General features: G+C 40.4%; 10 protein-coding genes. 7 read left to right on the top strand and 3 right to left on the bottom strand.

All coding sequences use genetic code 11. The annotated features are described in order from the left end of the window. Positions 1-32: 32 nt before the first annotated feature. On the bottom strand, positions 33-1,304 hold the full coding sequence (locus ACERDH_RS08935; RefSeq protein WP_386686504.1) for a maltodextrin ABC transporter substrate-binding protein: 1,272 nt from the start codon (positions 1,302-1,304) through the stop codon (positions 33-35). Positions 1,305-1,783: 479 nt separating this feature from the next. Between ACERDH_RS08935 and malQ the strand changes: the two genes are divergently transcribed. The 3 genes from malQ to ACERDH_RS08920 all read left to right on the top strand — a co-directional run bounded on the left by malQ (position 1,784) and on the right by ACERDH_RS08920 (position 6,152). Then, complete coding sequence (gene malQ / locus ACERDH_RS08930; protein ID WP_078238543.1) at positions 1,784-3,301, top strand: 4-alpha-glucanotransferase; 1,518 nt, start codon at positions 1,784-1,786, stop codon at positions 3,299-3,301. Positions 3,302-3,326: 25 nt separating this feature from the next. Beyond that, on the top strand, positions 3,327-5,585 hold the full coding sequence (gene glgP / locus ACERDH_RS08925) for a glycogen/starch/alpha-glucan family phosphorylase (protein WP_115904689.1): 2,259 nt from the start codon (positions 3,327-3,329) through the stop codon (positions 5,583-5,585). 360 nt (positions 5,586-5,945) lie between these two features. Then, on the top strand, positions 5,946-6,152 hold the full coding sequence (locus tag ACERDH_RS08920) for a membrane protein (protein WP_045606609.1): 207 nt from the start codon (positions 5,946-5,948) through the stop codon (positions 6,150-6,152). A gap of 110 nt (positions 6,153-6,262) precedes the next feature. Here the strand turns inward: ACERDH_RS08920 and ACERDH_RS08915 are convergent, their stop codons facing one another. Then, positions 6,263-7,111, bottom strand: coding sequence for a putative RNA methyltransferase (locus tag ACERDH_RS08915; protein WP_371484009.1), 849 nt, complete (start codon positions 7,109-7,111; stop codon positions 6,263-6,265). 151 nt (positions 7,112-7,262) lie between these two features. Between ACERDH_RS08915 and ACERDH_RS08910 the strand changes: the two genes are divergently transcribed. Then, positions 7,263-7,541, top strand: coding sequence for a DUF6110 family protein (locus ACERDH_RS08910; RefSeq protein ID WP_000910910.1), 279 nt, complete (start codon positions 7,263-7,265; stop codon positions 7,539-7,541). A 1-nt stretch (position 7,542) separates the two neighbouring features. Further along, a complete protein-coding gene (locus ACERDH_RS08905; protein ID WP_386686509.1) occupies positions 7,543-9,606 on the top strand; it encodes a heavy metal translocating P-type ATPase in 2,064 nt (687 codons plus the stop codon). A gap of 77 nt (positions 9,607-9,683) precedes the next feature. Here the strand turns inward: ACERDH_RS08905 and tyrS are convergent, their stop codons facing one another. Continuing rightward, positions 9,684-10,940, bottom strand: a complete 1,257-nt coding sequence (tyrS, locus tag ACERDH_RS08900) for a tyrosine--tRNA ligase (protein ID WP_254753841.1) — start codon at positions 10,938-10,940, stop codon at positions 9,684-9,686. A 141-nt stretch (positions 10,941-11,081) separates the two neighbouring features. Here tyrS and pbp1b point away from each other — a divergent pair, with 141 nt between their 5' ends. Together pbp1b and ACERDH_RS08890 are read left to right on the top strand one after the other, a co-directional pair. Continuing rightward, entirely contained in the window at positions 11,082-13,544 is a 2,463-nt protein-coding gene (gene pbp1b / locus ACERDH_RS08895) for a penicillin-binding protein PBP1B (RefSeq protein WP_386686512.1), read from the top strand. A gap of 56 nt (positions 13,545-13,600) precedes the next feature. Next, entirely contained in the window at positions 13,601-14,512 is a 912-nt protein-coding gene (locus tag ACERDH_RS08890) for a DMT family transporter (protein ID WP_285387423.1), read from the top strand. The last annotated feature ends 11 nt before the right edge of the window (positions 14,513-14,523 follow it).

Here is a 14,523-nt window from a genome sequence, read left to right as displayed (position 1 = left end):
GATTTGAATTCCACCCCCCTTGAACAAATTTTTTATTCACCAAATTTTTGTTTGATTGTTTCTTTGATCAATGTTACAGCGTCGTTAGCAGCTGTTTTCGCATCTTTCTTACCACTTACAGCATCAAAGAGCATATTTTTCGCTGGATCCCAAACTGCAGACATTTGAGAGATGTTTGGCATTGGTTGAGCGTTCTTGAACTGTTTGATAACAGCTGTTGTCAACTCATCGTTTTTACCTTCAGCGTATGAACGAGCATCAGTGTTAGCTGGGATTTCGTTAGTCTTATCGTATAATACTTTTTGTTGTTCAGTTGAAACAAGGAAGTCTACAAATTTTTGAGAAGCTTCAAGGTTCTTAGTGGCTTGAGGGATGACCCAAGCTTTACCACCACCAAATGCAGCATATTCTTTTCCGTTTGGAAGAGTTGGGATAGTCGCAACACCGTAGTTTACTTTAGCATCTTTGAAGGCTTGGGCTTTCCAAGGTCCGTCGATGATAGCAGCTGTTTTACCTTCTTGGAAATGAGTTTGGATTAGGTTTCCAGCTCCTTCAGTATCTTGCATACCTTTAGGCCATTTTTCATACCAAGATTTAGCGTATTCTATACCTTTGATAGCGCCGTCGTTGGCAAGACCGATATCTTTAGCGTCCTTACCGTTTTGACCGAATACGTAAGCGCCGTTACCAGCAAGAAGTCCGTATGCATAGTAGAAGTTTGTCCAGTCAGCTAGGAAAGCAGAAGTTTTTCCATCTTCACCAGCGAAGGCATATTTGCTATCTTTAGCAAGGTTTTCTAAGTCAGCAAAAGTTTTTGGAGCTTCTTTTATCAAGTCTTTGTTGTAGTACATAACAAGTGACTCGATAACGGCAGGAGCACCGTAAACTTTACCATTAGCAGCTGTTACAAGAGATTTAGTTGTGTCGTCTGTTTTAGCACCATCGCTCAATTTCACTTCTGAAAGTTGTCCGTCAGAACCAAGGCTACCTACACGGTCGTATGGAGCCATCATAACATCAGGGACATTACCAGATTGGTTGTCAAGAGAAAGTTTATCAAGACCTCCTAGAGCATCACCAGTTTTAAGAGTGACTTTTACTCCAGTTTCTTTTTCATAAGCTTTAGCAACCTCTTCAATATAGCTCTTATATCCCTCGTCTACATATACAGTGAGTTCTTTCGCTTCAGATGAACCAGAATCAGCAGGCTTATCAGCAGTTTTGCTTCCGCAAGCTACCAAAAGCAAGCTAGCAAGTGTAACAGTTCCAAGCACAGCAGCGCTCTTCATGAATTTAGATGACATAGTGTATTCCTCCTAAAGAATAACAAATTTTATAATGAGGAAACGCAAACGTTTTCCTTTATGGGACTAGTATAGCACAATCGGAAAGCGGTTGCAAGTGTTTTTTGTAAAAATTTTTTAAAAAATTGTAAAAAAAAGTAAACGCTTCATCGTCATATAATAGTAGAAAATTCCAAAAATCCGTTTTGTTTTAAATTTAAAAAAAGTTGAGAAAACGATTGCCTAATTTACAAATGGAAACCAGAGAGGATTCTCGCTTTATTTTTGCTTAATGAGATAAGTGAAACCCTTATTCCTATTTTGTTTGTTGCCTGAAAGAATATATATACGAGTAAGAAGAAAAAATTTTTAAAAAATAATCAAAAAAGTTACTTAAAACCGCTTGCATTTATCGAGAAAATGAGCTATACTAGTAATAGCGCAAACGTTTGCGCTCATAAAAATGTAATATCTAACTATAAACACATGAGGTGCTTATTATGAAAAAACGTCAAAGTGGTGTGTTGATGCACATTTCTTCTCTTCCAGGGGCATACGGAATCGGATCATTTGGTAAAAGTGCTTACGACTTCGTTGATTTCTTGGTTCGCACAAAACAACGTTACTGGCAAATCCTTCCACTAGGAACAACTAGTTACGGAGATTCTCCTTACCAATCTTTCTCAGCCTTCGCAGGGAACACTCATTTTATCGATTTAGATATCTTGGTGGAACAAGGCTTGTTGCAAGCAAGTGACCTTGAAGGGGTTGACTTTGGTAGCGATGCATCTGAAGTTGACTATGCGAAAATCTACTATGCACGTCGTCCTCTTTTAGAAAAAGCGGTAAAACGTTTCTTGGAAGTAGGAGATGTTAAAGATTTTGAGAAATTTGCTCAAGACAACCAATCATGGCTTGAACTCTTTGCAGAGTATATGGCTATCAAGGAGCATTTTGACAATCTTGCTTGGACTGAATGGCCAGATGCAGATGCTCGTGCTCGTAAAGCTTCAGCACTTGAAAGTTACCGTGAGCAATTGGCAGACAAGTTGGTTTACCACCGTGTGACTCAATACTTCTTCTTCCAACAATGGTTGAAATTGAAAGCTTACGCTAACGACAACCACATCGAAATCGTTGGAGACATGCCAATCTACGTAGCGGAAGATTCAAGCGATATGTGGGCAAATCCACATCTCTTCAAGACAGATGTCAACGGTAAGGCTACTTGCATCGCAGGATGCCCACCAGATGAATTTTCTGCAACTGGTCAGCTTTGGGGTAACCCAATCTATGACTGGGAAGCAATGGACAAAGACGGCTACAAATGGTGGATTGAACGCTTGCGTGAAAGCTTCAAAATCTACGACATCGTTCGTATCGACCACTTCCGTGGTTTCGAATCTTACTGGGAAATCCCTGCTGGTTCTGATACAGCAGCACCTGGTGAGTGGGTGAAAGGTCCTGGCTACAAGCTCTTTGCAGCCGTTAAGGAAGAGCTTGGTGAGCTAAACATCATCGCAGAAGATCTTGGTTTCATGACAGATGAAGTTATTGAATTGCGTGAACGCACTGGCTTCCCAGGAATGAAGATTCTTCAATTTGCTTTCAACCCAGAGGACGAAAGCATCGATAGCCCACACTTGGCACCTGCTAACTCAGTTATGTACACAGGAACACACGATAACAATACGGTCCTTGGTTGGTACCGTAACGAGATCGATGATGCGACTCGTGAATACATGGCTCGCTACACTAACCGTAAAGAATACGAAACAGTGCCACATGCTATGCTTCGTACAGTCTTTTCATCAGTTAGCTTCATGGCAATTGCAACTATGCAAGATTTGCTAGAATTGGATGAGGCAGCTCGTATGAACTTCCCATCTACCCTTGGTGGAAACTGGTCTTGGCGTATGACTGAAGAACAATTGACACCAGCTGTCGAGGAAGGCTTGCTTGACTTGACAACAATCTATCGCCGAATCAATGAAAATTTGGTAGAATTAAAGAAATAATACAATATCAGGAGACACCTTAAACATGTTATCACTACAAGAATTTGTACAAAATCGTTACAATAAAACCATTGCAGAATGTAGCAATGAAGAGCTTTACCTGGCTCTTCTTAACTACAGCAAGCTTGCAAGTAGCAAAAAACCAGTTAACACTGGTAAGAAAAAAGTTTACTACATCTCAGCTGAGTTCTTGATTGGTAAACTTTTGTCAAACAACTTGATCAACCTTGGTCTTTACGACGATGTCAAAAAAGAACTTGCAGCTGCAGGTAAAGACTTGATCGAAGTTGAAGAAGTTGAATTGGAACCATCTCTTGGTAACGGTGGTTTGGGACGTTTGGCTGCCTGCTTTATCGACTCAATTGCTACTCTTGGTTTGAACGGTGACGGTGTTGGTCTTAACTACCACTACGGTCTTTTCCAACAAGTTCTTAAAAACAACCAACAAGAAACAATTCCAAATGCATGGTTGACAGAGCAAAACTGGTTGGTTCGCTCAAGCCGTAGCTACCAAGTGCCATTTGCTCACTTCACATTGACATCAACTCTTTACGATATCGATGTACCAGGTTACAAGACAGAAACTAAGAACCGCTTGCGTTTGTTTGACTTGGATTCAGTTGATTCTTCAATCATTAAAGACGGTATCAACTTTGACAAGACAGATATCGCTCGCAACTTGACTCTTTTCCTTTACCCAGATGATAGTGACCGTCAAGGTGAATTGCTCCGTATCTTCCAACAATACTTCATGGTTTCAAACGGTGCGCAATTGATCATCGAAGAAGCAATCGAAAAAGGAAGCAACTTGCATGACCTTGCTGACTACGCAGTTGTCCAAATCAACGATACTCACCCATCAATGGTTATCCCTGAATTGATCCGTCTTTTGACTGCTCGTGGTATCGAACTTGACGAAGCAATCTCAATTGTTCGTAGCATGACTGCCTACACTAACCACACAATCCTTGCTGAAGCCCTTGAAAAATGGCCTCTTGAATTCTTGCAAGAAGTGGTTCCTCACTTGGTACCAATCATCGAAGAATTGGACCGTCGCGTGAAAGCAGAATACAAAGATCCAGCTGTTCAAATTATCGATGAGAGCGGACGTGTTCACATGGCTCACATGGATATCCACTACGGATACAGTGTTAACGGGGTAGCAGCACTCCACACTGAAATCTTGAAGAACTCTGAATTGAAAGCCTTCTACGACCTTTACCCAGAAAAATTCAACAACAAAACAAACGGTATCACTTTCCGTCGTTGGCTCATGCATGCTAACCCAAGACTATCTCACTACTTGGATGAGATTATTGGAGAAGGTTGGCACCATGAAGCAGATGAGCTTGAAAAACTCTTGTCTTATGAAGACAAAGCAGCTGTCAAAGAAAAATTGGAAAGCATCAAGGCTCACAACAAACGTAAATTGGCTCGTCACTTGAAAGAACACCAAGGTGTGGAAATCAATACAAACTCTATCTTTGATATCCAAATCAAACGTCTTCACGAGTACAAACGCCAACAAATGAACGCTTTGTACGTCATCCACAAATACCTTGATATCAAAGCTGGTAACATCCCTGCTCGTCCAATCACAATCTTCTTTGGTGGTAAAGCAGCTCCAGCCTACACAATCGCTCAAGACATCATCCACTTGATCCTTTGCATGTCAGAAGTTATTGCTAACGATCCAGCAGTAGCTCCACACTTGCAAGTAGTTATGGTTGAAAACTACAACGTTACTGCAGCAAGCTTCCTTATCCCAGCATGTGATATCTCAGAACAAATCTCACTTGCTTCTAAAGAAGCTTCAGGTACTGGTAACATGAAATTCATGTTGAACGGAGCTTTGACTCTTGGTACTATGGACGGTGCTAACGTGGAAATCGCTGAGTTGGTTGGAGACGAAAATATCTACATCTTTGGTGAAGATTCAGAAACTGTTATCGACCTTTACGAAAAAGCAGCTTACAAATCAAGCGAATTCTACGCTCGTGAAGCTATCAAACCATTGGTTGACTTCATCGTTAGCGATGCAGTTCTTGCAGCTGGAAACAAAGAGCGCTTGGAACGTCTTTACAATGAATTGATCAACAAAGACTGGTTCATGACTCTTCTTGACTTGGAAGACTACATCAAGGTTAAAGAACAAATGTTGGCTGACTACGAAGACCGTGACGCATGGTTGGATAAAGTCATCGTTAACATTTCTAAAGCAGGATTCTTCTCATCTGACCGTACAATCGCTCAGTACAACGAAGATATCTGGCACTTGAACTAATACTCTTCGAAAATCTCTTCAAACCACGTCAGCGTTATTTGCAACCTCAAAGCGGTGCTTTGAGCAACCTGCGGCTAGCTTCCTAGTTTGCTCTTTGATTTTCATTGAGTATAAGATACAAGATTTATACTAATACACTTTCCTATAAAGCGAATTTCGATTGAAATTCGCTTTTTTGAATGCTGTGGATTTGGGTCAATCTTGTCCAAAAACAGATAAATCCTAGATACAGTGAAGGTTTAGAAATGCTGGTTTTTACTGTCTTTCATCCTCATGTTTATTCGTAGTTGATCACCTCATATTTCTTGCATACGCTTACATCGAGTGTTATAATATAATTGTAGGAAAGAAGGTGTTTTTATGTGGAAAAAATATTTTTCAAAATATAAATGGACGGATTTATTTTGGATTCTATTTGTTATTTTAACATGCCTATTGGCGGGTAATAGTAATCTTTACCCCCTTACCCATCAAGAAATCTCTTATCATGGGTGCTTATCGGGAATTACACTTGCCTTATTTCACTTGCTATTTATTGATAAGTTTGTTATTTCGAATCGAAAATAAAGATTAGAACTCAGAATTGGTAAATTTCCTAAATTTTTCGGATAGATAGTTTAAAAATTGAAATTTAAAACCGCAGATCTTCTTGAAATGCGGTTTTTTGTATATGCCGATTACAGTGCTTGTCCAATAAGAATCTCTGCCTCAATGGTAATCTCTGTCAAGTCGCTCCAGTCTATCTTGCTCTGGTCGACATGAAAGAGTAGGGGAGTCATGCTGAGTAGGGCTTGAAGCTGCTCTGCTGTGATAGGTTTGGTCAGAGAGGCTGTTTGGCTAGATAGGATGGTAAAGTGTTCTTGGAAATGATTTTTGATATCTTGATTGGAATAGTCCTTTTTTGTCAGCTGGTCTTGTACCTTCTGACGGATTTCCTTGAGGTGATTTTCGGTTGGAATAACCTTTATCAAGATGCCGTCTTTGGATAAAATGCGACGAAATTCTCCATAGTTGGCAGGTGAGAAGATATCAAGCAGAATATCCATGCTGGCGTCTTTTATAGGAAGATGAGCTAAGTCACCAACAAACCAGTTGACTGCCCAGTTGGGTTCGCTCTTGGCAGCGATTTGGACGGAATCTTTGGAGATGTCGAAGGCATAGAAGGTTTTATCAGGATGGTTTTCTTGGAGTTTGCGAGAATAGAAACCTTCACCACAACCGATATCTAAAATTGTTTTGGCATTTTTTGAGTTTGAAAGTAAATCAGATATGGCCTCTAGAATAGCTTGGTAAAAGCCAGCTTCTAGGATCTGTTGACGGTTTTGAAAATTTTCCTTGTCGTAGTTGGCAGATTGCTTGATTTGAGGTGCCAGATTGACATAGCCGAATTTCGCCAAGTCAAAAGAATGACGGTTGTAGCACTTGAAACTAGTCTCTAGCAGAGTCAGATTTTCTTGACAGATAGGACAGGCAAAGGCAGTCGCAGAAGCAAAACGCTGAAGTTTGGGTTTGAGATTTGTATTCATAGTTTAAGTGTATCAAAAGAGGCAAATGAAAGCAACTTTAGGAATAAGTAGATGGGAGATTCAGTAGAAATAAAACTAATTCTCCAATTTATAGAATAAAATTGCTTTTATATCTAAATTTCTATATAATAATGATAAGGAGGAAATAAGTATGTTAAAAGAAGTATTAACCGTTGCAAAAGTTGCGAAAAAATCATCACTCTTTTTGGGTGGTGTCGCATTTGGTACCCTTGGTTTGAAAATCTTGGCAAGTAAGGAAGCTAAAAAAGGTTATTCTAAAGCTTTGGCTAAGGCTTACAAGTTGAAAGACGGGCTAGATGCATCTGTTTCTGTTGTGAAACAACATGGAGACGATGTCTTGCAAGATGCCAAATATTTGTACGAGCAAGAGAAAAAAGAAGAGCAATTAGATAGCCTTATAGGAGAATAATATGTCTTTTAAAGTGCTACATAGAGGATACCAACATATCCGACTATCATCTTCTTTTTCACTCACCTTGGATATTCAAGACTATCTTCGTTCCTTGGCGAGAGATGAAAAGGGGATTGAGTCTATCCAGTTTTACATGGATCAACAGCACTTTACTCTACGTATAAAAGAAGGCTTTTCTGTATTAGATAATGCAGAAGCCTTTTTAAAAAGAATTGATAAAGGGAAAGTTTCTGAGTTGATGACTCTTCCCATTCGTAGAGAAGAGAGTGCTTATTCTATTGTTTCAGGTGCAGCGATTAAGCGTGTACTTTTTCGTAGTTTTGTGCCGTATCCTATTCGCTATATATGGACTTGTTATCAGGCTTTTGGCTATATTAGAGAAGCCTATCAAACACTAGCGCGTAAGGAACTAACGATGGAGGTCTTGGACTGTTCGGCGATTTTATTGTCCTTGTTTATGAACCAATCCAAGACAGCAAGTAATATCATGTTTATGCTTGATTTGGGGAATCATTTAGATCAGTGGTCCTTGAAAAAAACTGCAACAGATTTAGAACAGAGTCTTCTTGCAAAAGAGAGCGATGTATTCCTAGTACAGGGCGATACGGTTGTTAGTATCAAGAGTTCCGATGTTCAAATAGGAGATGTCTTGGTCCTATCTCAAGGAAATGAAATTCTGTTTGATGGACAAGTAGTTTCAGGTTTAGGTATGGTCAACGAAAGTTCCTTGACGGGAGAGAGTTTTCCAGTTGAAAAAGGAGAGTCTGATTTGGTTTGTGCAAATACAGTATTAGAAACTGGTGAGTTGCGCATTCGTGTAACCGATAATCAGATGAACAGCCGTATTTTACAGCTGATTGAGTTGATGAAGAAATCTGAAGAAAATAAGAAAACGAAACAACGCTATTTCATCAAGATGGCGGATAAGGTCGTCAAATATAATTTCTTGGGGGCTGGTCTGACTTACCTATTAACAGGTTCTTTTTCTAAGGCTATTTCTTTCCTATTGGTCGATTTTTCCTGCGCTTTGAAAATTTCTACTCCTGTAGCTTATTTGACAGCTATCAAGGAGGGGCTGAATCGTGAAATGGTGATTAAGGATGGGGATGTTCTGGAGAAATATCTGGAAGTTGATACTTTCTTGTTTGATAAGACGGGAACAATCACAACTAGTTATCCTATAGTTGAAAAGGTGTTACCTTTTGGGGACTATAGTGAGGAAGATATTCTCAGAATCAGTGCTTGTCTTGAGGAACACATTTATCATCCTATTGCTAATGCCATCGTCAAGCAAGCTGAGATAGAGGGGATTGAACATGAGGAAATGCATGGGAAACTCCAATATATCGCAAGCAAGGGGATCAAATCTCATATAGATGGCCAACCAGTTCTTATTGGGAATTATGTTTTGATGCAGGATGAGCAGATTCATATCAGTTCAGAACAAAATGCTTTAATTGAAGAGTACAAGAGTCACTACAATCTCTTATTCTTGGCTTATCAGAATGAATTGATTGGAATGTTCTGCATTCATACTCCTTTGAGAAAAGAAGCAAAAGCATCCTTGGAGAAACTTAAGGCACAAGGGAAAAAATTGATTCTGGCAACAGGGGACACCTTGGTTAGAACAGAGGAATTAGTCAAAGATTTGCCCTTTGATCAGGTCTATACAGACTTGAAACCTGATGGGAAATTTGAGTTAGTAGAGGAACTGCAGAAAGCAGGTCACACTATTTTGATGGTTGGAGATGGCTTGAATGACTCAGCTGCTCTAACCCTATCAGATATCGGTGTGGTGATGAATGAGAGTGCAGATATTTCTAAGCAGATGAGTGATATCTTATTGTTAGATAATCGCTTGGATTTCTTCCAAGAGTTGGATTCGCTATCATCATCTTTGCAAACACTCATCAAGAAGAATATTCAAGATACCGTTGTCGTAAATAGTAGTTTGATTGGCTTTGGCTTGTTTAACTGGCTCAGCCCTTCAAATCTCTCTATCTTACATAATCTAACAACCTTGCGCATTGTACTGCGTAGCCTGTCTATTAAAAATAGATAGATGAGAGTTATTAACAGCAAAAAGGAGTTACCTTTCTCGAGGGTAACTCCTTTGTTTATAGATAAATGTTGAATAGTTTAGTAAGTCAATACAAAGTATTTCTTCTTACCGCGACGGATAACAGTCAGTTCGTTCTCTAACTTATCAGCATCACTCAAGACATAGTCTAGATCTTGGATGCGGTCACCGTTGACGTAGATAGCTCCGTTTTGGACGTCTTCACGGGCTTGGCGTTTTGAGTTGACCACACCAGATGCCACGAGGAGTTCCACGATATTGTGGTTTTCGTCTGCTTGTACTTGGTAGTTTGGTACTCCACGAAGTCCTTGTTTGAGTTCTTTGACAGAAAGGTTTTTGATGTTTCCCGCAAAGAGTTGCTCAGTGATGTTGAGGGCTTCTTTGTAAGATTCTTCGCCGTGAACAAGTGTAACAACTTCACGAGCCAAGACTTTTTGCGCCAAGCGTTCGTGTGGAGCCACTTCAAATTGTTTACGAATCTCTTCAATCTCATCAAGTGACAAGAAAGTAAAGATTTTCAAGAAGCGAACAGCGTCAGCGTCCATAACGTTCATCCAGAATTGGTACATTTCATATGGAGAAGTCTTTTCAGGATTGAGCCAGACTGCGTTTCCTTCTGATTTACCAAATTTTTTACCAGTTGCATCTGTGATCAATGGAACAGTGATAACGTGGCCTGTCTTGTCAGCCTTACGACGAAGCAATTCAGTACCAGCTGTCATATTTCCCCACTGGTCAGAACCACCGATTTGAAGCGTTACGTTGTGGTCTTGGTTAAGGACGAAGAAGTCGTAACCTTGCATGATTTGGTAGGCAAACTCAGTGTATGAAATTCCCGTTTCAATCCGTTTTTTCACAGACTCCTTACTCATCATGTAGTTGACAGTGAAGTATTTTCCGATATCACGGAGGAAGTCAATGAAGCTGATGCTGCCAAACCAGTCGTAGTTGTTGACCATGACAGCCTTGTTTTCGCCATTTTCAAAATCAAGAAAACGAGAAAGTTGTCCTTGGATAGACTTGACCCAGCCATCTACTGTGTCTTTTGTTTGGAGACTACGTTCAGCATCTTTGAAGGACGGATCTCCGATGAGACCTGTAGCACCGCCAACGAGCGCATAAGGTTTGTGACCTGCTAGTTGCAAGCGACGACTTGTCAAGATTGCGACAAGGTGGCCTAGGTGAAGGCTGTCAGCAGTTGGATCGTAGCCAGTATAATAAGAAACTTGACCTTCTTCTAGGGCTTTACGCAAAGCTTCTTCATCAGTCGTTTGAAAAATCAAACCACGCTCTTTTAGCTCATCAAAAATGTGCATGTGTCTTTTCTCCTTTTTAAAAATATTGTTTCTACCTATTGTATCACAAACTTGGGCAATAGCCTAGTAGAATAAGGAAGAAAGTGGCTATTTTATTGAAAGTTTACCTTTTATGGTATAATAGATAGAGTGAGGAAATCCATGCAAAATCAATTAAATGAATTAAAACGAAAAATGCTGGAATTTTTCCAGCTAGTAAAATCAAAAATAAATCATAAAAAAACAGAGAAAGTCTCAGAAGAGAAGCAGTCGGATGGGACAGGTGGGAAAGTTCTGGCTATCCTAGGTAGCATTTTAGTTGCTATTAAGGGCATTCTGAATACTCTCTTTATTCTAGGCTTTATCGGTGGGCTTTTTGGTGCTGGTGTAGCTCTTGGTTATGGAGTTGCTTTGTTTGATAAGGCTAAGGTTCCCCAAACGGAGGACTTGGTCAAGCAGGTTAAAAATATTTCTTCCATTTCAGAAATTGTTTATGCAGATGGGAGTGTCATTGCTTCTATAGAGAGTGACCTACTGAGAACTTCTGTAACATCTGAGGAAATATCGGACAATCTTAAAAAGGCTATCGTTGCTACTGAGGACGAACATTTTCTTGAACATAAAGGGGTTGTGCCAAAAGCTGTGATTCGGGCGACTTTGGGAACCTTTGCAGGTTTGGGCTCATCTAGCGGGGGCTCGACCTTGACCCAACAGTTAATCAAGCAACAAGTGGTCGGAGATGCTCCTACCTTGGCTCGTAAGGCTACAGAAATTGTTGATGCTCTTGCCTTGGAACGCAGCATGAGCAAGGATGAAATCTTGACTACTTATCTCAATGTTGCTCCCTTTGGTCGAAATCATAAAGGGCAGAATATTGCAGGTGCCCAGCAAGCTGCTGAAGGGATTTTCGGTATCGATGCCAACAAGTTAAGTATTCCTCAAGCCGCTTTTCTAGCAGGTTTGCCACAGAGTCCGATTACTTATTCCCCTTATGAAAATACTGGAGAGTTAAAGAGTGATGAAGACTTAGAACTTGGTTTGAAGCGGGCCAAGGATGTTCTCTACAACATGTACCGTACGGGTGCCCTGACTCAGGAAGAATACGACCAGTACAAGGATTATAATCTCAAACAAGACTTCTTGCCATCAGGAACTGTCAATGCTGTTTCGAGGGATTATCTCTACTTTACTGCTATGGCTGAAGCGACAGACCGTATGTATGATTATTTAGTTCAACAGGACAATGTCTCTAGCCAAGAGTTGAAAAACGAGTCGATTCAAAAGGCCTATCATGAGCGAGCTGAGCAGGAACTAAGTAATGGTGGCTACAAAATCACTACAACGATCAATAAAAAAATCCATAACGCCATGCAAAATGCAGTTGCTAACTACGGTCGTTTGGTAGATGATTCGACTGGTCAGCCTGAAGTAGGGAATGTTTTGATGGACAATAAAACGGGGGCTGTTCTAGGCTTCGTTGGTGGTCGTAATTACCAGACTAACCAAAACAATCACGCCTTTGACACTAAGCGCTCGCCAGCCTCTACAACCAAGCCTTTGTTGGCCTACGGTATTGCCATTGACCAAGGTTTGATGGGAAGCGCTAGTATCTTGTCCAATTATCCGACAAAATTCTCTAATGGAAATCCTATCATGTATGTAAATAGTCCAGGTACAGGCATGATGACTTTGGGTGAAGCCTTGAACTATTCGTGGAATATCCCAGCCTATTGGACCTATCGCATGCTTCGTGAAAAAGGTGTCGATGTTAAGAGCTATATGGAAAAAATGGGTTACGAGATTCCGGAGTACGGTATCGAAAGTTTGCCTATGGGTGGTGGGATTGAAGTCACAGTTGCTCAGCATACCAATGGTTATCAAACAATTGCTAATAACGGTGTCTACCATCAGAAACATGTGATTTCTAAGATTGAATCACCTGACGGTAGAGTAATCTATGAATTCCAAGACAAGCCAGTTCAAGTGTATTCGAAGGGAACAGCAACAATTATGCAGAGTTTGCTTCGTGAGGTGATCTCATCTCGGATCACTTCAAGTTTCCAAACGGATTTGGCTTCTATCAATTCAAGCTTAGCTCGTGCAGACTGGATTGGTAAGACTGGTACAACCAATGAAGATGAAAATATGTGGCTCATGCTGTCAACACCAAGATTGACTCTAGGTGGTTGGCTAGGGCATGACGATAACCGCCCAATGGCTAAGGGAGCTGGGCATTATCGAAATGCCAAATATATGGCTTACTTGGTCAATGCTATCCAACAGGCTGAACCTGGTGTTTGGGGCAATGAACGCTTTAATCTTGATTCTAGTGTGACCCAATCTCAGGTCCTCAGATCTACAGGACAGAAGCCAGGAAAAGTATCCGTTAATGGAAAAACAGTGGATCTTTCAGGTCCTACTGTAACGAGCTATTGGGCTAATAAGGCGGGAGCTCCTACAACAAGCTATCACTTTGCTATTGGAGGAAGCGAAGCAGATTACCAAAACGCTTGGTCAAGTATTATTGGTAGTTTCTCATCTACACCAAGTTCAAGTAGTAGCTCAAGTAGTAGTTCTAGCAGTACATCAAGTTCATCATCAACACAATCAAATAGTAGAAGATAGGAAAGTGGTATTGATTGCCACTTTTTTCTTTTTTCCTTTCGTGTTACAATAAAGGTATGAATCAGTATCAGAAAAAGATTGTTAAAGGAACCATTTATTCACTCCTATCCGGCTTAATCTGGGGAATCTGTGGAATTTTAGGAGAGTATTTCTTTACTCATTATCAGGTGTCTTCGGGCTGGATTACCTCTATGCGTTTGACACTGGCAGGGAGTCTTGTGCTCATTTGGTCTGCAATGCAATTAAAATCGCAAGTGTTAGATATTTGGCGAGACAAGAAAAATTACCTGCCCTTTTTGGCCTATGCTATTTTAGGGATTTTTTCAGTTCAGTATTTTTTCTATCTCTGTGTAGAATACTCAAATGCAGCGACAGCAACTATTTTACAGTTTATTAGCCCTGTCTTTATCCTCTTTTACAATCGCTTGGTTTATCACAAACGAGCCTCAAAAAGCGCTATTTTCTATGTTTTGGTTGCCATGCTGGGTGTTAGCTTGATGGCGACAAAAGGCGATCTCTCTCAGTTATCCATGACGCCACTAGCCCTTGTAACAGGTTTGCTGAGTGCTATGGGGGTTATGTTTAATGTTATCCTGCCCCAACCTTTCGCGAAGCGCTATGGTTTTGTACCCACGGTTGGGTGGGGGATGATTTTGGCAGGTTTATTTAGCAATATCCTTTCGCCAGTGTATAAGCTTTCCTTTACTCCTGATATTTGGAGTATCTTGATTTGCCTTATTATTGCTTTCTTTGGGACGGCTTTTGCTTTTTTTATTTCCATGAAGGCAGTGTCCTTGGTTTCTCCTTTGGTGGTTTCTGTCATTAGTGCCAGTGAACCTCTCTCCTCTGCTCTCTTGAGTGTTTTGTTTTTAGGATTAGTAGTGGATTGGTCTCTTCTTCTAGCAATGGTCTTGATTATTTTACCCATGATTTTCCTATCGATAGAAGAAGCGAAAGAAAGTAAATAAAAAGTCTTTTC

The organism is Streptococcus bovismuti (assembly GCF_042436615.2).
GTDB lineage: Bacteria > Bacillota > Bacilli > Lactobacillales > Streptococcaceae > Streptococcus.
This window is presented reverse-complemented; position numbering and strand designations above follow the sequence as displayed.

Coding starts and splice junctions, on each gene's coding strand:
- ACERDH_RS08935 (WP_386686504.1), bottom strand. CDS start 1,304: ATGTCATCTAAATTCATGAAGAGCGCTGCTGTGCTTGGAACTGTTACA.
- malQ (WP_078238543.1), top strand. CDS start 1,784: ATGAAAAAACGTCAAAGTGGTGTGTTGATGCACATTTCTTCTCTTCCA.
- glgP (WP_115904689.1), top strand. CDS start 3,327: ATGTTATCACTACAAGAATTTGTACAAAATCGTTACAATAAAACCATT.
- ACERDH_RS08920 (WP_045606609.1), top strand. CDS start 5,946: ATGTGGAAAAAATATTTTTCAAAATATAAATGGACGGATTTATTTTGG.
- ACERDH_RS08915 (WP_371484009.1), bottom strand. CDS start 7,111: ATGAATACAAATCTCAAACCCAAACTTCAGCGTTTTGCTTCTGCGACT.
- ACERDH_RS08910 (WP_000910910.1), top strand. CDS start 7,263: ATGTTAAAAGAAGTATTAACCGTTGCAAAAGTTGCGAAAAAATCATCA.
- ACERDH_RS08905 (WP_386686509.1), top strand. CDS start 7,543: ATGTCTTTTAAAGTGCTACATAGAGGATACCAACATATCCGACTATCA.
- tyrS (WP_254753841.1), bottom strand. CDS start 10,940: ATGCACATTTTTGATGAGCTAAAAGAGCGTGGTTTGATTTTTCAAACG.
- pbp1b (WP_386686512.1), top strand. CDS start 11,082: ATGCAAAATCAATTAAATGAATTAAAACGAAAAATGCTGGAATTTTTC.
- ACERDH_RS08890 (WP_285387423.1), top strand. CDS start 13,601: ATGAATCAGTATCAGAAAAAGATTGTTAAAGGAACCATTTATTCACTC.